At 32.8% G+C, this 20,867-nt stretch carries 14 protein-coding genes and 1 pseudogene; 4 read left to right on the top strand and 11 right to left on the bottom strand.

All coding sequences use genetic code 11. The features are described 5' to 3' along the window. Window positions 1–87: 87 nt before the first annotated feature. Together rlmB and NJT12_RS03795 are read left to right on the top strand one after the other, a co-directional pair. The gene (rlmB, locus tag NJT12_RS03800; RefSeq protein WP_271334602.1) at window positions 88–822 is read left to right on the top strand and encodes a 23S rRNA (guanosine(2251)-2'-O)-methyltransferase RlmB; all 735 of its coding nucleotides are present in this window, start codon (window positions 88–90) and stop codon (window positions 820–822) included. A 105-nt stretch (window positions 823–927) separates the two neighbouring features. Continuing rightward, entirely contained in the window at window positions 928–1,665 is a 738-nt protein-coding gene (locus NJT12_RS03795; protein ID WP_271334601.1) for a DUF2490 domain-containing protein, read from the top strand. A gap of 3 nt (window positions 1,666–1,668) precedes the next feature. On the opposite strand, the gene NJT12_RS03790 is transcribed toward NJT12_RS03795, so the two are convergent. Together NJT12_RS03790 and NJT12_RS03785 are read right to left on the bottom strand one after the other, a co-directional pair. Continuing rightward, entirely contained in the window at window positions 1,669–2,175 is a 507-nt protein-coding gene (locus tag NJT12_RS03790) for a hypothetical protein (protein WP_271334600.1), read from the bottom strand. 69 nt (window positions 2,176–2,244) lie between these two features. Further along, entirely contained in the window at window positions 2,245–3,009 is a 765-nt protein-coding gene (locus NJT12_RS03785) for a rhomboid family intramembrane serine protease (protein ID WP_271334599.1), read from the bottom strand. A gap of 227 nt (window positions 3,010–3,236) precedes the next feature. Between NJT12_RS03785 and NJT12_RS03780 the strand changes: the two genes are divergently transcribed. Further along, entirely contained in the window at window positions 3,237–4,514 is a 1,278-nt protein-coding gene (locus tag NJT12_RS03780) for a replication-associated recombination protein A (RefSeq protein ID WP_271334598.1), read from the top strand. A gap of 15 nt (window positions 4,515–4,529) precedes the next feature. Here NJT12_RS03780 and NJT12_RS03775 read toward each other — a convergent pair whose 3' ends face one another. The 4 genes and pseudogenes from NJT12_RS03775 to NJT12_RS03760 all read right to left on the bottom strand — a co-directional run bounded on the left by NJT12_RS03775 (window position 4,530) and on the right by NJT12_RS03760 (window position 7,934). Next, a complete protein-coding gene (locus tag NJT12_RS03775; RefSeq protein WP_271334597.1) occupies window positions 4,530–5,270 on the bottom strand; it encodes a hypothetical protein in 741 nt (246 codons plus the stop codon). A 2-nt stretch (window positions 5,271–5,272) separates the two neighbouring features. Further along, complete coding sequence (locus NJT12_RS03770) at window positions 5,273–5,959, bottom strand: YjjG family noncanonical pyrimidine nucleotidase (protein ID WP_271334596.1); 687 nt, start codon at window positions 5,957–5,959, stop codon at window positions 5,273–5,275. Between the two features lie 3 nt (window positions 5,960–5,962). Continuing rightward, window positions 5,963–6,409: pseudogene (locus tag NJT12_RS03765) on the bottom strand (JAB domain-containing protein); the annotation flags it as partial. A gap of 169 nt (window positions 6,410–6,578) precedes the next feature. After that, the gene (locus NJT12_RS03760; RefSeq protein ID WP_271334595.1) at window positions 6,579–7,934 is read right to left on the bottom strand and encodes a UDP-N-acetylmuramate--L-alanine ligase; all 1,356 of its coding nucleotides are present in this window, start codon (window positions 7,932–7,934) and stop codon (window positions 6,579–6,581) included. A gap of 204 nt (window positions 7,935–8,138) precedes the next feature. On the opposite strand from NJT12_RS03760, the gene NJT12_RS03755 reads away from it, so the two are divergent. Beyond that, window positions 8,139–14,513: an alpha-2-macroglobulin family protein gene (locus NJT12_RS03755; protein WP_271334594.1), complete on the top strand. Its 6,375-nt coding sequence runs from the start codon at window positions 8,139–8,141 to the stop codon at window positions 14,511–14,513. A 160-nt stretch (window positions 14,514–14,673) separates the two neighbouring features. Here NJT12_RS03755 and NJT12_RS03750 read toward each other — a convergent pair whose 3' ends face one another. The 5 genes from NJT12_RS03750 to hpt all read right to left on the bottom strand — a co-directional run bounded on the left by NJT12_RS03750 (window position 14,674) and on the right by hpt (window position 20,858). Continuing rightward, window positions 14,674–16,818: a S46 family peptidase gene (locus NJT12_RS03750; RefSeq protein WP_271334593.1), complete on the bottom strand. Its 2,145-nt coding sequence runs from the start codon at window positions 16,816–16,818 to the stop codon at window positions 14,674–14,676. A 178-nt stretch (window positions 16,819–16,996) separates the two neighbouring features. Beyond that, window positions 16,997–17,998 (bottom strand): GTPase ObgE, encoded by a 1,002-nt coding sequence (obgE, locus tag NJT12_RS03745; RefSeq protein ID WP_271334592.1) that lies wholly within the window; start codon window positions 17,996–17,998, stop codon window positions 16,997–16,999. Window positions 17,999–18,177: 179 nt separating this feature from the next. Continuing rightward, the gene (locus NJT12_RS03740) at window positions 18,178–19,452 is read right to left on the bottom strand and encodes a hemolysin family protein (protein ID WP_271334591.1); all 1,275 of its coding nucleotides are present in this window, start codon (window positions 19,450–19,452) and stop codon (window positions 18,178–18,180) included. A gap of 229 nt (window positions 19,453–19,681) precedes the next feature. Then, window positions 19,682–20,254, bottom strand: coding sequence for an adenylate kinase (locus tag NJT12_RS03735; protein ID WP_271334590.1), 573 nt, complete (start codon window positions 20,252–20,254; stop codon window positions 19,682–19,684). 73 nt (window positions 20,255–20,327) lie between these two features. Then, window positions 20,328–20,858, bottom strand: coding sequence for a hypoxanthine phosphoribosyltransferase (gene hpt / locus NJT12_RS03730; protein WP_271334589.1), 531 nt, complete (start codon window positions 20,856–20,858; stop codon window positions 20,328–20,330). Between the last annotated feature and the right edge of the window lie 9 nt (window positions 20,859–20,867).

Below are 20,867 nucleotides of genomic sequence, written 5' to 3'. Positions count from 1 at the left end.
TATTTATTAAGATACAAAACAAATGCTAAACCATCCTGTTCATTCAGAGTGGTTTTTTTTTGCAAACATTATACCTATATTTGTCCCATGGAAAAAGAACATCAAATATTTGGAATTAGAGCCATTATAGAAGCAATTCAAGCAGGTAAAGAAGTTGATAAAGTATTTATACAAAAAGAGATTTCGGGAGAATTAATGAAAGACTTAATGAAAGTGATGAAACGCGCTAACATTAATTTCTCTTACGTACCTGTAGAAAAATTAAATCGATTAACACCAAACAACCATCAGGGAGCAGTTGCCACTATATCCCCTATTGGATTTATAGAGCTGGAACATTTAGTTGAATCAACTATTGCTTCCGGAACAAAACCATTATTCTTAATATTAGATCAGATTTCTGATGCCCGTAATTTTGGAGCTATTATCAGAACTGCAGAATGTACTGGTGTAAACGGAATCATTGTACAGAAATCAGGTTCTGCCCCTGTAAACGGAGATACTGTTAAGACCTCTGCAGGAGCTGTATTTAATGTCCCTATTTGTAAAGTTGAACATATTAAAGATGCAATTTTTTATCTTCAGGGATCAGGAATTAAAACTGTAGCTGCAACTGAAAAAACAGATCAAAACATTTATGACGTCGCACTAAACGAACCGTTAGCCATTATCATGGGATCTGAAGAAAGAGGAATAAACCCTTCTGTACTTAAAATCGTTGATGAAAAAGCAAAATTGCCAATGTTTGGATCAATAGGATCATTAAACGTTTCTGTAGCTTGCGGAGCATTTTTATACGAAACCGTTCGACAAAGAAGTTAAATAGTATTGAGGAATTAGGATGACAAATTAATATAACAATTGATGTCTTTAAACCCTACTCATAACATATCTCTTAAAAAGCCTGGTTTAATACTTGTAATTTTTTTGATTACAAGTATTAGCTACGGACAAACTACTACTTATAATCAATTTTGGAATGAAGTTCAGTTCACACGAACCATTAATGAAAAGTGGTCGACTGAATTGGATTTAGCAGCTGCATACAGCAGCACGGAATCCTCCTCTAATATTTTTCAACAAAACATACAAAGGTCTGCACGATTATGGGGACATTACTACTACTCTCCCCGTTGGAAATTCTCTTCATTCTTAGCCTACAATTTCAATAAGGACGTTCCTGAAATTGGACAATTTAAATCTCCCGAAATTCGTTTTGCTTTACAGGGAATCTACTACTTTCATAAAACAGGATATACTTTAAGCACCAGAATGAGAATGGAGCTAAGACATATGCGAAGTGAAGACGGAACGTATGACAATGTATTACGATATAGGCAACAAATAAAATACTTACAACCTATAAACAGTAAAGTTCTAAGAGAAGGTGTAGTTTACGGGGTCGCTTCAGATGAGCTTTTTTTTAAATCTGGAACTAAAGTAACTGGCCTAAGCTTTTTTGACCGAAACAGACTAAACATTGGAGCTGGTTACTTATATACTGATGACATACAAATTGAATTAACTTATGCCAATGAATACCTCCCAAGAGATGAGGAAAATCAAATTGTAAATGCCGCATCATTGACTGTAACTTTTAATAATCTTTTTAAAAATATAAATAAAAAATTATTACATAAAAGTGAACCGACTAAAGAGGATTAACAACTATTTACCTTCCTTTTCCATAAAACAAGCCAGCTGTTTTACGATAGCGTCTTTATGCAGCTTGAAAATGTAGTTATGCACAAAATCAGTTTCTTCTAAACTGATTTCAGCCATTAAAGCTTCAAATTTAGAAAATGAAGCAAGATCTTTCTCATCAATTAAATATAAAACTTGCATCACTGAATCGTTACGCATGTATTGCGTATCATAATGTGCCAACTTATAAACTTTATTATCCGCAAGATGCATTACTAAATCATTCTTGATCTTTTTCCCATCTTTTTTAGGCGGGAATGGCGTTGGCTGCAACGAAACAAAATAATGTTCTTTATCAGTAACTATATTAATTTTTAAAGATTTAGATTTTGTTGTATAAAAAACAGCAGGATCAAAATAGTACACCATAGATCCATCAGCCTGGATTTTATTTTTGACATCACATTGTCCCATTGCTTTTGAATTAAACAAAAACATAAAAAGCAGGATTATCAAACTTATCTTTTTCATAACAAACAAGTTAAAATTAAGGTGTTCAAACAAAAATAGTCAATTATTATCAAATCGAAATTTACAGGTTTATAACGTGTCTTCAGATTCTGTTCTTCTTACAGTATAATTAACAGAAACATTTGAATTATAATAAGTGGGAACAGTCACAAATTCTTCATCTTCAATTTCTGTGTTTACAAAGTTTCCATCTTCATCAAAATGTTTCATAAACGCATCTTCCTCCGGATTAAAATCTGGTTTCTGCCATTCATAAACAATAGGTTTAGCATATTCGGGTGTTTTATAAAAGAAAGACATTACAAGTCCAGTTATAAAACCAGCCAAATGACCTTCCCAAGAGATGGTTTTGTCAACGTCCGGAAAAACATACCAAATCATTCCTCCGTATAGCAAAATAACCGATAATGAAAGTGCAACCAAACGATAATACCTGGTTCGAATTCCTTTAAAAAAAATAAAGCTCACCAACACATAAATTAGTCCACTTGCACCTATATGATAATTTGAGCGGCCAATAGTCCAGGTTATTAATCCTGAAAACAAAATTCCGAAGACAATCACAGACAAAGATTGCTTTGGATAAAAAAATTGCATCGCTGCCAATAATACTAAAAGCGGAATGGAGTTATTATATAAATGGCTTAAATTTTCATGAATAAAAGGACTAAATAAAACACCTTGTAAACCTGAGAAATCACGAGGATAAATTCCATATTGATAAAAGTCGTAATCGAAACGGATTTGTACCCAATAAACAATCCACAAAAAAAGAACAAAAAAGACAGGAAGACCAATAACGGTATTCGAAAATTTAAAGTGGTTGTCGTTCATAATGCTATAAATAAGTTATTTGAAGTTATCAAAAAACTATCCAATTACAATTTACTGATAATTTGTCAGCTAAAAGAAAAAACTACACAATACGACTCTAACAATGATGCAAGGAATATCTTTCTTAGTCACTCTGAATTGTTATCAATAGCAACAAAAAACATAGCAGGTAGCACGAATTAACTCTAAAAATATAGATTTAAAATTGAAAATAGTAATTTTACAAAATGGAAGCACCTTTAGCCGAGCGTATTCGCCCACAGCAATTAGAAGACTACATTAGTCAAAGCCATTTAGTTGGACCAAACGGTTCGTTGACCCAACAAATTTCGAAAGGACTTATTCCTTCATTGATCTTTTGGGGACCGCCGGGAACAGGAAAAACAACCCTGGCCCAAATTATTGCCCAGGAATCTAAACGTCCGTTTTATATATTGAGTGCCATAAATTCAGGCGTTAAGGACATACGTGATGTAATTGAAAAAGCAAAGCAAAGCGGCGGATTGTTTACTGCCAAAAATCCTATTTTATTTATTGATGAGATTCATCGCTTTAGCAAATCGCAACAAGATTCGCTTTTGGCAGCGGTCGAAAAAGGCTGGATTACTCTTATTGGAGCAACAACAGAAAATCCCAGTTTTGAAGTTATTCCTGCATTATTGTCACGTTGCCAGGTTTACATTCTAAATGCTTTTACAAAATCAGACTTAGAAGCTTTGCTACATCGTGCTATGAAAAAGGACAGCTATTTAGCTTCAAAAAACATTACCCTAAAGGAAACGGAAGCTTTACTCCGACTTTCTGGTGGAGACGGCAGAAAATTATTGAATATTTTTGAACTTGTAATAAATGCTTCCGATGGAGACGAAATCATCATTACAAACGATCGTGTTTTTGAATTGGTGCAACAAAATACTGTTTTGTATGACAAAAGTGGCGAACAACATTATGATATCGTTTCGGCATTTATAAAATCAATTCGAGGCAGCGATCCTAATGGAGCTGTTTATTGGTTAGCAAGAATGATTGAAGGTGGTGAAGATGTAAAATTTATCGCCCGAAGAATGCTTATTCTATCCAGTGAAGATATCGGAAATGCAAATCCAACAGCTTTTATAATGGCTAATAACACGTTTCAGGCTGTGGCCACTATTGGATATCCGGAAAGCCGTATCATATTAAGTCAATGTGCTATTTATCTGGCGACTTCTCCTAAAAGCAATGCTTCTTATATGGCGATTGGTAATGCACAGCAACTGGTAAAGCAAACGGGCGATCTGCCTGTTCCTATTCATTTAAGAAATGCACCAACCAAACTGATGAAAGAATTAGGTTATGGAGATGAATACAAATATTCGCACGATTATGCCAATAATTTTGCAGAGCAAGAATTTTTACCTGAAGCTGTAAAAGAAACGGTTCTTTATAATCCGGGAAGCAACTCTCGAGAGAACAGCAACCGCGAATTTTTAAAGAACCGTTGGAAAGATAAATATGGTTATTAAAACCATATTTTATTTTTAGAATTTTACTGAAACTTTTTCAGAAACTAATTGATCATTTTTATAATACTCAAAAAACCATTGATTGTCTTTTGCATTTAATGATCCCTGAATACCATCTTTTATAGCAATAAACGAATCCGGACGTGATGTTTTTAACAATTTCATCACCACTTTTGGCGTTTTATCGATTAACTGATATCCATTTTCTGTTGGCTGAGCAAACAATAAGTTAGGATCTTTCAAATCAGCAGTTGGAGTCGAAATTGCAGTAGCAGGTACAATCTGAGCTGCCGGAATCGAAGTGGTTGGTGCTTTTGTAGAATTTACAGTTTTACCATTATATTTATAATGCAAAGCGTTGATAGAAGCAAATGCCAAATCAAGACATTCTCTATAAGCTACTTCATATTCTTTTTCTTTACTTTTTCCTATATCTGAAGTATAAATTACTTTACCGTAGCAATCTTTAAATTCCACGAAAAGTTTAGTAACTAAAAAACCATTGTCTTTTTTTACATCAACGTATAAAAATTCACAACGATCACCCAAACCCGCCGGAATTTCTTCATTACCATAAAAAGCCTGAAAACCCGCTTTTACTAAATTTGCTTTAGTCATTGTTGCCGTTCTATATTGATTTTCCGACTTAAGAAAATCGTACTTTAAAGGTACAATAACGGCTTTGTAATCATTAACAGATTGCGAGAATCCAATAATAGAAGTAAGAAGCGCAATCAATAAAAATTTTATTCTCATAATTATAAATATTTTTTAAGTTCTAATAAATGGTTTATTTGTTTAATATTTTCCGGAGCTTCAACTTTTTTATCATTAAAAAAAATAGCATCCAAACCAGCGTTTAATGCACCGTTTATATCGGCATCAAGACAATCGCCAATCATTATACTATTCTCTTTTGAAGCCTTGGCCAAGTCTACAGCGTAATCAAAGATAATACTATTTGGCTTTTTTACGCCTGCTAATTCAGAATTTGTTATTGTATCAAAATAACCTGAAAGTGCAGCGTTATTAATTTTCTTATCCTGAGCGTTTGCAAAACCATTTGTGATGATATGTAATTTATATTTTGGTTTTAAATATTCTAAAACTTCTATAGCACCATCAAAGAGATGATTATTATCTGTCAAAAACTCAATATAATCAATTGCAATCTGATTGATATCTTCATCAGAAATTTCAATATTTAAAGCATCAAAAGAAAACTTCAATCTATTGTAACGCAGTTCGACATGCGTGATTTTATCATGTTGATACAATTTCCAGCACTCCTGATTTATTGGAGCGTACTTTGCAATAAAGTCTTCTATTTTAATTTCGGGGAACCTACTTTTAAAAATTCGGTCAAAAGCCATCTCAGAGTTTTTATCAAAATCCCAAAGTGTGTGATCCAAATCAAAAAAAACGTCGGTAATAGTGGTATTCATAAGCTAAAAAATTCCTTCATCTACAAAACTATAATATTTTGTTTCAGTAATAATCAAATGATCTAAAACTTTAACATCTAAACTATGTCCCGCTGCTTTTAATTTCTTTGTTATTAGTTTGTCAGCATCACTTGGCTGCAATGTACCTGAAGGGTGATTATGACACTAAATCAAGCTTGTAGCGCCAATTTCAAGCCCTAATTTATAAACATGACGCACATCGACAATTGTGCCTGTGATACCACCCTTGCTTAATTGTGCTTTTTAAATCACTTTATTCGAATTATTAAGAAAAAGCGCCCAAAATTCCTCATGAGATAATTCGCCATTAATAGGCTGCATCATTTCAAAAACCATTTTACTGGAAGTAATTTTCCCTAATTTCGAAGCATCCTCTGTCCTTCTTCTGCGGCCTAATTCTAAGGCAGCAATAATTGTTATAGCTTTCGCTCGTTGTTTTACAACTTTTATTTTTGAATTCATCTTTCTATAGTCTAAAAGGCTAATATATCTAAAAATAAGAAAAATCACTCATAAATAATAAAATAGTATTTCAAAAAAAAATGCCAATCACAAAACTATAATTGGCATTTCAGAAATTTTTTAATTATCAAATTTTCTAAAGAACTAATTCTTTAACTTCATCAAAGTTTAAGCCTCCGTAATTTCCGGAACTCATCAATAACAAAGCCGAATTATCAAGATTTAAATTGAATAAATACTCCTTGAATTCAGTTGGATTGGTGTAAATAATTAAATCTTTACGATTAAAAGCCGTTGCAATCTGATCGTATGTAACTTCTTCTAATTGTTTAATTTTTATGGCATCCGGAGAATAAAAGACGACCGCAACATCTGCATATTCTAATGCTCCTTCATATTCTTTGAGGAACTCAGCATTTAAGCTACTATAAGTATGCAACTCTAAACAAGATACTAATGTTCTGTTTGGGTATTGTTCTTTTACTGCTTTTGTTGTTGCAGCTACTTTACTTGGCGAATGAGCGAAATCTTTATAAGCTACTTTGCCTTTTCCTTCGGCTATTTTTTCTAGTCGTTTAGAGGCTCCTTTAAAACTGGCAATTGCTTCGTAGAAATCAGCTTCGTCAACCCCCATATTTTGGCAAATCCATTTTGCTCCGGCAAGATTATTTAAATTATGCGCCCCAAAAACTTCGATTGGCATATCGCCTTCCGGAGTTTCTAATAAAGTTACGCCATCGCTTACAGTATATTTTGGAGTTGTATAAGCCAATTTACGAATTGGGTTTGTAGCAGCCTCAGTAACACGTTTTACTTCAGGATCTTCTTCGTTATAAACCAGGATTCCACCATTTGTAATTTTAGCAATGAAAATTTCAAATTGTTCCACATAATTCTCATATGTTGGAAACACATTAATATGGTCCCACGCAATTCCGGAAATTAACGCAATATTAGGTTGGTACAAATGAAATTTAGGACGTCTGTCTATCGGAGAAGACAAATACTCATCGCCTTCCAAAACCATAAAATCATTTTCTTCGGTAAGATGTACCATGGTATCAAAACCTTCCAGCTGTGCTCCTACCATATAATCGACTTCGATATTATGATAATGCATAACATGCAAAATCATCGAAGTAATTGTTGTTTTTCCGTGAGAACCTCCAATTACAACGCGTGTTTTATTTTTAGACTGTTCGTATAAAAATTCAGGATAAGAGTAAATCTTCAAACCCAATTCCTGCGCCTTCAACAATTCAGGATTATCTGCTTTTGCGTGCATTCCTAAAATTATTGCATCAATATCAGCAGTTATTTTTTCAGGAAACCAACCTAATTCAACAGGCAAAATTCCTTTTTTATCCAATCTTGATTTTGATGGTTCAAAAATAGCATCATCACTACCCGTTACCTTATATCCTTTATTATGTAATGCTAATGCTAAATTGTGCATGGCACTTCCGCCTATTGCGATGAAATGTGTTCTCATTTAAAATGTTTGATCGTTAAACTGTTTAATCGGTTAATCGAAATAGCAAATAACTAATAAAACCCGCTAATTATTTTTCAAAAATAAGGAAATATAAAATGTCTCATTTGGTTTTAGAGATAAATTAGTAATTTGTACGAAATTTATTTTTAAAGCTTCCCAACCTTTATCAAAAAATAACACTCAATATATTAAAATTGATTTATGAAAAATATTTTATTTGTTTTCCTTTTGCTTTCAACAGCATTATTTGCACAACAAAATGATAAGAAATGGAATAAGGTTATTGCCTATGAAAACGAAGGCAAAATAAAATCTGCTAACGAGATAGTATATAAAATCTACAAAAAAGCTGTTTCGAATAAAGATGAAGTACAAATGATAAAATGTTTTTTTTATCACTCTAAATATTTACAGGTAGTTGATGAAAATGCAAAAACTAAAATCTTAAGCAATCTTAAAACCGATATTAATAGGGTTTCAATACCGTCTAAAGCAATTTTGAATTTGGTGTATGCAAAATGCTTAAATAATTATTCTAATTATGATGATGCTGTCACAGTTGTTGATAGTGCTGCCGCAGTTGTAGACGAAGCAGCATATGCCGTAGCAGATAGTGTTGAAGTTCCTTCATCTGAGGATTATCAAAGTCCATCAACAGAATTTACATCTGAAAAGGAAGTTATTGCTGTTATGGAAAAAACACTTGAAAACGAATCAATTCTAAAAAATACTCCACTCTTAAATTATCAGGCTATTTTTGATTTTTTGTCTTTAGAAAAATTAAAAACGGAAAACTTATATGATTATCTAGTTAAAGAAAACATCGGTTTTTTTACTGAAAAAATACAAAGGTGGCAAATTCAAAATAGTGAAATAGCAGTACATAAAAACGAACTTTTAGGAAATTCGGAAGCATTTTTGAAACTTGATTTAAGTTTTATAAAAGATGAAAACCTAAGAAAAGTTATTGCTTTATATCAAAAGTTAGAATCAAGCAATCCTTCTTTAGAAAATCAATTTAACCGAGTTACATTCTGTAGTGATTTCATACCAGAATCTACGGAAGCTTTAACGAAGTATTTAAATGATCTTCAACAACAGACAAAAGACAAAATTCTTACTCAAAAAATTCTGCTAAAAAAGGCCGAACTTCTACTTTCCCAAGCTTCAAAAGAATTACATCCGAATTATAAAATTGACGCTGTCAAAATGTATGACGATATTATAATGATCAATGATAAAACGAATGAATCCCAAACCGCCTTACAGCAAAAACAAAATGTTATTTCTAAATCATTGGACATTCGACTTAAAAAATACAGTTATATAAAAGAGAATACCAGAGCTTTTATCAACTATAAAAATATTGATAACTTAAAAATATCATTCTATAAAATAGATCAAAAAACCCTAAAAAAATTCTCAGACTCACAAGTTTTCTACAAACAAGATAGTTTAACTGAGATAATTATAAAAAATCAAAGTGCAATTGCCTCTAACGAGTACAAACTTCAAAACAAAAATGACTATTTTGACTATAGCACAGAAGTTCTATTGCCGCAATTAGAAACAGGAAGTTATTTAGTTTATTTCGAAAGCGATTCCGGATTAAAAGACAAAAAAGCTTCTACGTTTGAAACTATAACGGTTTCAAACTTAAGTATTCTGGCATCTCAAGGAGATAGTAAAGAAAACTTTCAGGTTTTGGATCGAAAAACAGGAAAGCCTCTGGAAAATGTGTCTATAAAATCGTCCTATTATACACTTAAAACAGATACAAACGGCCTTGCATCCTATGTTGGACGTATCAATCATTCTTATAATGATCATACTGAGTTTTCATTAGAGAACGATACCATTTTGCCACTCCAAAATTATATTCGATATACAGAGCGATACAATACAAACGAATACAAGACTTTAAAAGCAAAAGTCGAATTTTATTTGGATCGTTCTATTTACCGTCCCGGGCAAACTGTTTACTACAAAGGAATTGCAATTCAAAAGCAAGAAAACAAAACGAGCATCGTTGCTAATACTTCTTTTAAAATTATGATTAAAGATGTTAACTATCAGAATTTTAAAGAATTTGAAGTTACTACAAATGAATTTGGCTCATTTTCAGGCGAATTTGTTTTGCCAAAAAGCGGTTTAACTGGTAATTATAATATTTATGCTGTAAGACCTGAAGATTCTACAAACGGAAAATTTGATATAAAAAACAGTCCAAATGAATCTTTCTGGAAAGCGGTAATACTTGAAAGCGCAGGAATTAATTTTAGAGTTGAAGAATACAAACGTCCAAAATTCAAAGTAGATTTTGATCCTAAAAAAGAAAGTTTTCAGGTAAATCAGTCTATTAAGCTAAACGGAATTGCAAAAGCATTTGCAGGCAGCAATATTTCTGATGCAAAAGTGACTTATATTGTGAATCGATTTACAAGTTATTTTAGAAATTATTACGGTCAGGAACAAAATGAAACTATAGCAACTGGTGAAACCAAAACAGATGCTTCAGGGAAATTTGTAATTGAATTTAAAGCCGAACCTTCGAAAAATGCAATCAAAGAACAATTACCCATCTTTAATTACAGAATAACGGCTGATGTTATAGATATCAATGGAGAAACTCACACCTCAGAAACCATCATAAAAGTAGGTTATCATGATTTGATTATCAATGCAAGCATTCCAAGTCGTATTGAAACTAAAAACAAAAATGAAATCACCCTTACAAGTACCAATTTAAACGGAGAGTTTTTAGCAGCAAAAGGCGAAATTAAATTATATTTCGTACGCCCATTTTCTAATAAATTCAAAGAACAAGTTTGGCCAAAACCAGAAATCGAAACCATTTCGACAGCTGATTTTGAAAGATTGTTTCCTTATGAAATCCGTGAAATTAAAACCGAAAAACCTAGCAAAACTTTATTATTCTCAAAGAAAATAGATACCGAAAAAGATAAAAAAATAGCGCTGGATTTTATTTCAAATTATAAATCCGGAAATTATAAAATTGTTTTTTCAGCAAAAGACACTTTTAATACTCCGATAGAATCTGTTTCGACTTTTGAAATCAAACAAAGCAAAGACAAGTTTAATCCCAGTAAATTATTTACGGCAGAACAAATTAATAGCAATCCTAAAAAAGATGGTTTTGTCGAAGTCAAACTATCTTCTGTAATTCCGGATCTTTATATCATTACAAACGGAAATTATGGCAATCAAACCTATTTTGAAAACACATATCATTTACAAAACAATGAAGTCACAATCAAAATTCCGTTAAAAAATGAATTTGAAAATTCAATGCGTTTGGGTTTTCAAAGCATTTTTGAGAACGAAATTTTTGAAGATGAAATAAACGTTCCACTAAAAACAGAAGAATCTAAACTAGAATTCACTGTGGAGAGTTTTAGAAATAAAATCGAACCCGGAAGTACTGAAAAGTGGTCATTTAAACTAAAATCAATCAATGCCAAAACCGAAGCAGAAGTGTTGGCATCTATGTATGACAGTTCTCTCGATCAGTTTACAATAAGAGATTGGAATATTTTAAACATAAATAATTACCATTACAACTCCTCCAATTTTAAATCTGGTTTAGGTTTTGAAAGTATAAACGCTTCTTTAGAAAACTTAGATGAAGATCTGTCTATAGATAAATTCTATAAAGAAGAAACAAAATTAAACTGGTTTGGTTTTGACTTTTACAATAGTAGATATGGTGATTCTCTTAATTACTCTATAACTGAAATTAAAGACAAAAAAGTAGGTTCTGAAACTATCAAAGGAGATCCTGATGCTGTTTTAACAGTTGATTCTCCTGTTGGTGCTGGGGCTGCCGCTATGGTAGTTCAGGAAGATAATCAAGTCTATAATACCGCGGCAATACCCAAAGTAGACAGTGTTCGATTTGTAAAACCTGTGGTAGCCAAAGCTTCAGAAACTACAAATGATGCTGAATACTATTTTCAAACAAATAAAATCAAATTTATACCTGGAAAAAAAATCGTCAGCGGCTTAACCTCAATGGTTGTCAATGAATCAACTTTATATATAATTGATGGAGAAATCTCTTCTGAAAGTAATTTCAAAAAAATAAATCCTGATGATCTTTTAGACATAGAGTTTCTAACTGGAGATAAAGGCAAAGCATTGTACGGGAGCAAAGGCTCAAACGGGGTAATAATCATTACAACCAAAAAAGCCCTAGAAGTCTTAACACAAGTCAAAGCAAGAAAAAATCTTTCAGAAACTGCCTTCTTTTATCCTAATTTAAGAACAGATGCAACTGGAAAAGTAAGTTTCAATTTTACTTCTCCGGAAGCTTTAACTTCTTGGAAACTTCGTTTATTCGCGCATAATAAAAAGGCTGTTTCCGGTCTTTTAGAGAAAAGTGTTGTGACTCAAAAAGAGTTAATGCTTTTGCCGAATTTCCCACGTTTCTTTAGAGAAAAAGATACAATTGCAATCTCTGCTAAAATTTCGAATATCACTGATCAGGCAAAAACAGGAATTGCGATTTTACAGTTTTTTGATGCTGTAACAATGCAACCTATTGATACCAAAATCCTGAACACAAAAAACGTTAGAAACTTTACTGTTGGAGCTTTTGGAAATACAACCGCAACTTGGACAATCTCTATCCCTGATGGTTTACAAGGTGTGCAATATAAAATTCTGGCTAAATCAGGTAATTTTTCTGACGGAGAAGAAAATATACTTCCTGTACTTACCAATAATATATTGATTACAGAAAGTATCCCAATCTGGGTTCGTGAAAATTCTACTAAAGAATATACGTTTGAGAATTTAAAAAATAACACTTCTACTACTTTAAAAAATCATCAGCTAACATTTGAATATACTTCAAATCCTTCATGGATTGCAATTCAGTCTTTGCCTTATTTAATGGAATATGAACACGAATGTGCCGAACAGACTTTTGCGCGTTTTTATGCCAATGCTTTAGCTTCAGAAATCATTTCAAGTAATCCGAAGATTGCAACTGTTTTTGAAGACTGGAGAAAGAACGGAAAACCAAATTCAAAATTAGAAGAGAACGAAGAATTAAAATCGATCATTCTGGCAGAAACTCCCTGGTTAAATGACGCTCAAAGCGAAGATGAAAAGAAAAATAATCTCGCACTTTTATTTGATTTAGAAAAAATGAAAACTTCTCAAGAAGCTACTTTCGAAAAACTGAAACAAAAACAACTACCATCAGGAGGTTTTTCGTGGTTTGGAGGAAACTATGAAAGCGAATATATTACCAGACATATTCTGGCTGGTTTAGGTCATCTATCGAAATTGAATAAAACAAAAGACAATGAGGATAAAATTGATGCAATTGCTAAAACCGGAATTCCGTTTCTGGACAATAAATTCTTAGAATACTATAAAGGTCAGACAAAAAACTTAAAAACAACAGATAAACTAATTTGGAATAATCCTTATTCTGATTTGCATTTTTTATATACCAGAAGTTTTTATTTAGAAAAATATCCGTTATCAGATACTTTGAAAAAAGCAACTAAATTGTATTTGGAAACAGCCAAAAAAGATTGGTTAAAGTATTCTCTTTACGAAAAAGGATTGGCTGCTTTGACTTTAAACCGTTTTGGAGAAATTGAAACGGCTAAAAAAATAATAGAAAGCCTAAAAGAAACCTCTTCAAACAACGAAGATTGGGGCATGTACTGGATTGCCAACAAAGCAGGCTGGTATTGGTATCAAGCGCCTATAGAAACTCAGGCTTTATTGATTGAGGCTTTCGCCGAAGTGAATCACGACACAAAATCTGTAGAGGCAATGAAAGTCTGGTTATTAAAAAACAAGCAAAGCAAAAACTGGCCAACCACAAAATCTACGACTGAAGCTATTTATGCTTTATTGATGCAAGGAAATGATTGGTTATCCGTAAAAGACAATACTATCATTAAAATTGGAAACGAAAAAATCCTAACCAAAAAGTTAGCCGAAAACGAAAAAGAAGCTGAAACAGGTTATATTAAACTGAACTGGAAAGCGGATGAAATCAAAAAAGAAATGGCCTCTGTGAGCATTCAGAATAAATCGAAAGTTCCTGGTTTTGGTGGAGTTTATTGGCAGTATTTTGAAGATTTGGATAAAATCAAAACCAATTCGGGAGCAGTTTTATCGGTTTCAAAAGAATTATACCTTAAAATGAATACTTTAAAAGGGAATGAATTAGAAAGAATAACAACTAAAAATCCTTTGAAAATTGGAGATTTAGTTACGGTAAGATTAATTATAAAATCTAAAGAAGATATGGAGTTTGTTCATCTGAAAGATATGAGAGCTTCGTGTTTTGAACCTGTCAATGTACTTTCAGAATATCAATACAAAGATCGACTGGGTTATTATATGAGTACCAAAGATGCCGCAACTCATTTCTTTTTTGATACTGTCAACAAAGGAACTTATGTTATCGAATATGTCATTAGGGTAAACAACAGTGGTGAATTCTCAAACGGAATTACAACTATTGAAAGTATGTATGCGCCAGAATTTGCAAGTCATACAAAAGGAATTCGGGTAAAGGTGAATTAAAAACAGTATATAAAATTCAAAAATGAACCATTATTTCGTTTCGTTTTGTTCATTTCGACGCAAGGAGAAATCACATACGTTGAGAATATCTTAATTTTAGGCACAAAAAAACCCGACAGATCTAAAATCTATCGGGTTTACTTTTATAAATAAATTGAGATTATTTTACAATAGTCAACTCATCAATAATATTCTTAGCTCCTGCGTATTTGTCAATAATCCAAAGTACGTAACGAATATCTACGTTAATCGTTCTTTGTAATTTAGGATCAAAAATAACATCTCCGGCCATAGCTTCGATGTTTCCGTCAAAAGCAATACCTATTAATTCTCCTTTTCCGTTTAGAACCGGTGAACCAGAATTCCCTCCTGTAATATCATTGTCTGTAAGGAAATTTACCGGCATATATCCTTCTTTGTCAGCATATTGCCCGTAATCTTTTTTCTTGTTTAATTCTAACAAACGTTTTGGCAAATCAAATTCCTGATCTCCTGCTTTATACTTTTTTACCATACTTTCCATGGTTGTATAATTGTTTATTTTCGCATCGTTGCGAGGGTCAGCAGGCAAAGCACGAACTTTTCCGTAAGTCAGTCTCAAAGTAGAGTTTGCATCCGGATATTGAATCGTATTTAATTTTGACTCTCTTAAACCTTCAACCAATTCGCGGTAAGCAGTTGCAAATCCGTCATCAGCTTTTGACTGATCATCAGTTTTAGAACGGTATTTTGTCATTAAATCATTAGAAATAATATACAAAGGATCGTGTACAATTGCCAATGGTTTTGGATCAGCCATAAATGCTAATACTTTTTCTTTAGTCGTAAAGTAACTGATCTCAGTTGCCTTTGCTACATCAGCAGCAAAATTACCATTATTCTCTGATTTCATTTTGGTAATTTGCGTACCTAAACCATATTCTGCACCTTTTGAAGTATATAAATTCAATTGTGCTGCGAATATATCTTTTTCAAGCGGAGCATAAAATTCACCGTAAATGTTATCGATCAATGTGTTAATCTTAGGAAGCATCTCAGCTTTTTTAGCATCATTCTCATTATAATAAGCTATCAATGCATTTCCTAAATTTGCCGGTCCTGCAGCATAACCTGAAGTACGCAAAAGTTGCATTAAGTAATTATCGTGAGTCGCTTTTAGATTTGTTGATCTGTAATAATCATTAATAGTTGGAATTACATTTTCGTACTTCTCTTTATTGGCCGGTTTAGTTGCCCACTCATAGAATTTATCTTCTTGTGCCGTCTTAACATCAACTGTTCCTGCTTTTGTTAAAGCATCAATCATACCCTGACGGTTTTTCCAATAGTTTGCTGTCGAAGCATATTTAGACGCATATTGCAAACGAACTGTTGCATCTTTGTCCATGTACTTTTTCATTACATCCATTCCGGCTTTAGCACCTTCAACCCATGCAGGATATGCATATTTAATGTTTTGTTCGATTCCGCCAGCTGGCATCCAACGGTTTGTTCTACCCGGATATCCTAAAATCATAGCAAAATCATTTTCTTTTACACCTTTAATACTTACAGGCAAGTAATGTTTAGGCTGCAAAGGCACATTGTCTTTAGAATAAGCTGCTGGATTTCCGTCTTTATCAGCATATACTCTAAACATAGAAAAATCACCGGTTTGACGTGGCCATTCCCAGTTATCAGTGTCTCCACCAAATTTACCAACACTTTCCGGCGGTGTTCCCACTAAACGAACGTCGGTATAATCCTGATAAACGAAATAATAATATTCATTTCCCTGAAAGAAAGGACGAACGGAGACAGTATATTTTCCACCTTCATTATTTTCTTTTTCGATCAGGCTTATTTCTTGCTGAATGATTTTGTTTCTTTCAGTCTCAGTCATTTTATCATTTACTTTAGATAAAATTCTTTTAGAAACATCATCCATACGAACGAAGAAACGAACATATAATGATTTTGGTTTCATCTCAGCACTTTTCTCTTTTGCCCAGAAACCATCTTTCAGATAATTTCGTTCTGCCGAAGAAAGTTCTGCAATAGCATCATATCCACAGTGGTGATTTGTTAAAACTAAACCATTTTTAGAAACAATTTCTGCCGTACAACCTCCATTAAATTGTACAATCGCATCTTTTAAACTATGATGATTAATGCTGTAAATTTCTTCGGACGTTAATTGTAAGCCCATTTTTTCCATATCTCTATGGTTCAATCTTTCGATAAACATCAAAAACCACATTCCTTCATCAGCTTTTACAGGAAAAGCCATTAAGCACATGGTTAAGAATAAAACTATTTTTTTCATGTTATTTTGTTTAAGTTCTGCGAATATAACTCATTTTCATAATTATACCATTCTAATCATAATCAAAAATAAATATGATCCCGAATTTTTAGCATTTCATTACGAATTTAACATTTTGAAAAACAAAAAAAAGGTGCTCTATTTAAAGAACACCTTTTGGTATACAACTAGTATTTTATTATTCATTCAACATTTTCCAAAGCTTATCCTTGAGCTCCGTTAATCCTTGTTGAGCAACAGACGAAATAAACATATAAGGAATATCCTTGAAAGCGACATCCAATTCAACTTTCAGTTCTGCTTTTAGTTCGTCATCCAGCATATCACATTTTGAGATTACTAATAAACGTTCTTTATCAAGCATTTCAGGATTGTATTTAGTAAGTTCATTTACCAAAATATCATATTCTCCTTTAATGTCCGGCGTATCAACAGGAACTAAAAACAACAATGTTGAGTTACGCTCAATATGACGCAGGAAATAATGTCCTAAACCTTTTCCTTCAGCAGCTCCTTCAATAATACCAGGAATATCAGCGATTACAAAAGATTGAAAATCTCTGTAAGCTACAATTCCTAAGTTTGGTTTTAGAGTTGTAAAAGGATAATCAGCAATTTTTGGTTTTGCAGAAGTCAACACAGATAATAAAGTTGATTTTCCTGCATTAGGAAAACCTACTAAACCAACGTCTGCCAAAACTTTCAATTCAAGAATCACATCCATCTCTACACCCGGTAAACCAGGTTGAGCATATCTTGGTGTCTGATTCGTTGAACTTCTAAAATGCCAGTTTCCTAATCCACCCTTTCCACCTCTTGAAAGAATCTGTTTTTCGCCATCTTCGGTAATTTCGAATAAGGTTTCTCCGGTTTCTTTATCTTTTACAACAGTACCTAAAGGCACTTCGATAAATTTATCATCTCCATCAGCACCTGTACTACGATCTCCTCCTCCATCACCACCGTGACCAGCTTTAATATGACGAGCAAATTTTAAATGAAAAAGTGTCCAAAGCCCTTTATTTCCAACTAAATATACGTGTCCGCCTCGACCACCATCACCTCCGTCCGGGCCTCCTTTTTCAATAAATTTCTCTCTATGTAAATGCGTAGATCCTTTTCCTCCCTTTCCGGAAGAAACATATATCTTAACATAATCTACAAAATTTCCTTCTGTCATTTTCTTTTTTTGTTTATGTATAGTTTAAAGTTTAAAGTTTGAGATTTCAAGTTGGCGCAACACACTTAACTTGAAACCTGAAACAGAATAAAACCTGAAACAAATTTTTATTCTCAGCCGCAGTATCAGTTTTTAATGCATACTGCAACTAAAAACAGAAACTGAAAACTATTTTATTTTTACTCTTTTAGTGCTTTTACCAGCACTTTATCAATCTTTACGCCATCCATATCGATGACTTCTAACACAAATTTTTGCCAGATTAATTTTTCGCCTTCTTTCGGAATATGAGAAAGCTCAGTCATAATCATTCCGCTTACTGTGTTAACTTCGTAATCATTTGTTAATTCGTCTAACTCAAAATACGTTAGAAAATCATGTAATGAATAATGTCCGTCAACCAACCACGAACCATCTTCTCGTTCTACTAATTTAAATTCATCTTTATAAAAATCAGATGCATCTCCAACCAGAGCTTCGAGAATGTCATTTAATGTAATTATCCCTTGAAAAACACCATACTCATCAGATACTAAGGCGTAATGAACGCCTGTTCTTTTAAAATTTTCAAGTGCTTTATAAGCTGTTGTCTGCTCCATTAAATAGGGAGCATCTATCATTATTGCTCCTAGATCGAAATGATCATTTTCGATATTCGCAAATATATTTTTTAAGGTTACAATCCCTACTATATCGTCATAATTATCTCTGTAAACCGGGTAAATGGTATGTAAATCCATTAAAACCAATTCTTTTATTTTTGCTTTGTCTGCATTAAAAGGCAACATATCTACCGATTTGCGGTGTGTCATTAACGAACTTACTTTTCTGTCTCCAATATGAAAAACACGCTCTACGATATCTTGTTCAATTTCCTGAACTTCTCCGCCTTCAGTTCCTTCTTTTATTATGGCTTTAATTTCTTCCTCGGTTACTTTACCGTCAGCCGAAGGTTTGATTTGCAAAACATTCAATAAAAAATCAGTCGAAGTGGTAAGCAGCCATATAAACGGCGCTGTAATAATCGAAACAATCTTCATTGGCAATGCTACCATTTTTGCAATCGATTCTGGATAATTCAAACCAATTCGTTTTGGTAATAGCTCTCCTAAAACTAATGAGAAAAATGTCAAAACTACTACGACAATCCCAACTGCAACTGAATGTGCATAGGGTCTGAAAATCGCAAATCCGTTAACAAATGCCTCTACATCTATTGTGATTTTATCCCCACTGTAAATACCTGTCAAAATCCCGATCAAAGTAATTCCGATCTGTACCGTAGACAAAAACTTATTTGGCGAATTAGCCAAATCAAGTGCAATTTTCGCACTTTTATTTCCTTTTTTTGCAGCAGTTTCAAGTCTGTTTTTTCTTGCTGAAATAAGTGCAATTTCAGACATAGAGAAAACTCCATTTAATAGTATTAGAAAAAATATTATTAGTATTTCCAATTTGAGGGTTATTCGTTATTTAATAGTTCGTTAATGCAATTTGTTCTTAATATTTCATACCAATCCCATTGGGAGAAGAAAAAAGTCCGGAGCTAAAAAAACTAATTTTTCATTTCTTAAAACAATTGACTCCTAAAAGTATCAGAAGAAGTTTTGTTTTATCCCGAAACATTGGGATAGAAAAATAATTTTTTTAGTTTTGGACTTGAAACGGCAGCTGGAAAAGCTTCTACAAATTATCTATAACTGACGTTAATCGTTCTGTAATTTCTTCGATAGTTCCGATACCATTTACAGCATGAAACTTATTTTGTTCTTTATAATATCCAATTAGCGGAGCAGTTTTCTCATTGTATTCCTGATATCTTACACGAATTTTTTCTTCGTCCTGATCGTCTACTCTTCCACTTGTTTTTCCTCTTTCTAACAAACGCGCTACAAGAATTTCATCATCAGCTTCTAATGCGATTGTAGCCGTAACACTTGTCCCAATAGTTGGCAAGAATTTATCCAGGGCTTCTGCCTGATCTAAAGTTCTTGGATAACCATCAAACAAAAATCCTTGTGTATTAGGGTTTTTATTTACCTCATCTATTAACATTGCAGTTGTAACTTCGCAAGGAACCAATTCTCCATTGTCCATAAAAACCCTTGCTTTCTTACCTAAATCTGTATCATTTTTTAAATTAAAACGAAAAATATCTCCTGTTGAAAGGTGTGTTAATTTGTATTTTTCTTTTAAAAATTCTGCCTGAGTTCCTTTTCCTGCTCCCGGCTTTCCAAATAAAACAATGTTAATCATAATATGAGTGAGTGTTGTTACTTCTGTTTTTACAAGAAGTTTTAAATGAATATATAGTTGTGTGTGTTTGTAATTATTCTGCCAATTTATATACTTCGGCTAAATTTCGTCCCAAACCATCGTAGTCCAAACCGTAACCAACGATAAATTTATTTGGAATCCTGATTCCGATATAATCTATTTTAATATCTTTTTTATAGGCATCCGGTTTAAAAAACAAAGTTGCAATTTTAAAATGTTTTACATTTTGTTCTTTAAATATGCGTTTCAATTCTTCGATTGTATTTCCGGTATCGATAATATCTTCGATGATAATCACGGTTCTACCTGTCAAATCCTGATTAATCCCTATTAATTCTTTTACAGCATTAGTAGTTTCAGTTCCTTCATAAGATGCCATTTTTATAAATGAAACCTCGCAAGGACTTTTGTATTTTTTCAGAAAATCGGCAACAACCATGAATGCACCATTTAAGACACCAATAAAAATTGGGGTATCGTCTCCAAAATCATCTTCTACCTGAGCAACTATTTTAGTTAAAGCAAAATCAATTTCTTTGGCCGAAATAAACGGAACAAATTGTTTATCGTGAAGTTGTATCATTATTTTTAT

Origin of the sequence: Flavobacterium azizsancarii, from assembly GCF_027980145.1 — a bacterium.
GTDB lineage: Bacteria > Bacteroidota > Bacteroidia > Flavobacteriales > Flavobacteriaceae > Flavobacterium > Flavobacterium azizsancarii.
The sequence above is the reverse complement of the archived record's forward strand: the minus strand, read 5'-3'. Positions and strand labels throughout refer to the sequence as shown.

Bases quoted from the DNA above. Each gene is read 5' to 3' on its own strand.
- NJT12_RS03735 (WP_271334590.1), bottom strand. From the start codon at position 20,254: ATGATTAACATTGTTTTATTTGGAAAGCCGGGAGCAGGAAAAGGAACT.
- NJT12_RS03790 (WP_271334600.1), bottom strand. From the start codon at position 2,175: ATGAAAAAGATAAGTTTGATAATCCTGCTTTTTATGTTTTTGTTTAAT.
- NJT12_RS03755 (WP_271334594.1), top strand. From the start codon at position 8,139: ATGAAAAATATTTTATTTGTTTTCCTTTTGCTTTCAACAGCATTATTT.
- NJT12_RS03785 (WP_271334599.1), bottom strand. From the start codon at position 3,009: ATGAACGACAACCACTTTAAATTTTCGAATACCGTTATTGGTCTTCCT.
- obgE (WP_271334592.1), bottom strand. From the start codon at position 17,998: ATGACAGAAGGAAATTTTGTAGATTATGTTAAGATATATGTTTCTTCC.
- NJT12_RS03750 (WP_271334593.1), bottom strand. From the start codon at position 16,818: ATGAAAAAAATAGTTTTATTCTTAACCATGTGCTTAATGGCTTTTCCT.
- NJT12_RS03780 (WP_271334598.1), top strand. From the start codon at position 3,237: ATGGAAGCACCTTTAGCCGAGCGTATTCGCCCACAGCAATTAGAAGAC.
- NJT12_RS03770 (WP_271334596.1), bottom strand. From the start codon at position 5,959: ATGAATACCACTATTACCGACGTTTTTTTTGATTTGGATCACACACTT.
- NJT12_RS03775 (WP_271334597.1), bottom strand. From the start codon at position 5,270: ATGAGAATAAAATTTTTATTGATTGCGCTTCTTACTTCTATTATTGGA.
- rlmB (WP_271334602.1), top strand. From the start codon at position 88: ATGGAAAAAGAACATCAAATATTTGGAATTAGAGCCATTATAGAAGCA.
- NJT12_RS03760 (WP_271334595.1), bottom strand. From the start codon at position 7,934: ATGAGAACACATTTCATCGCAATAGGCGGAAGTGCCATGCACAATTTA.
- hpt (WP_271334589.1), bottom strand. From the start codon at position 20,858: ATGATACAACTTCACGATAAACAATTTGTTCCGTTTATTTCGGCCAAA.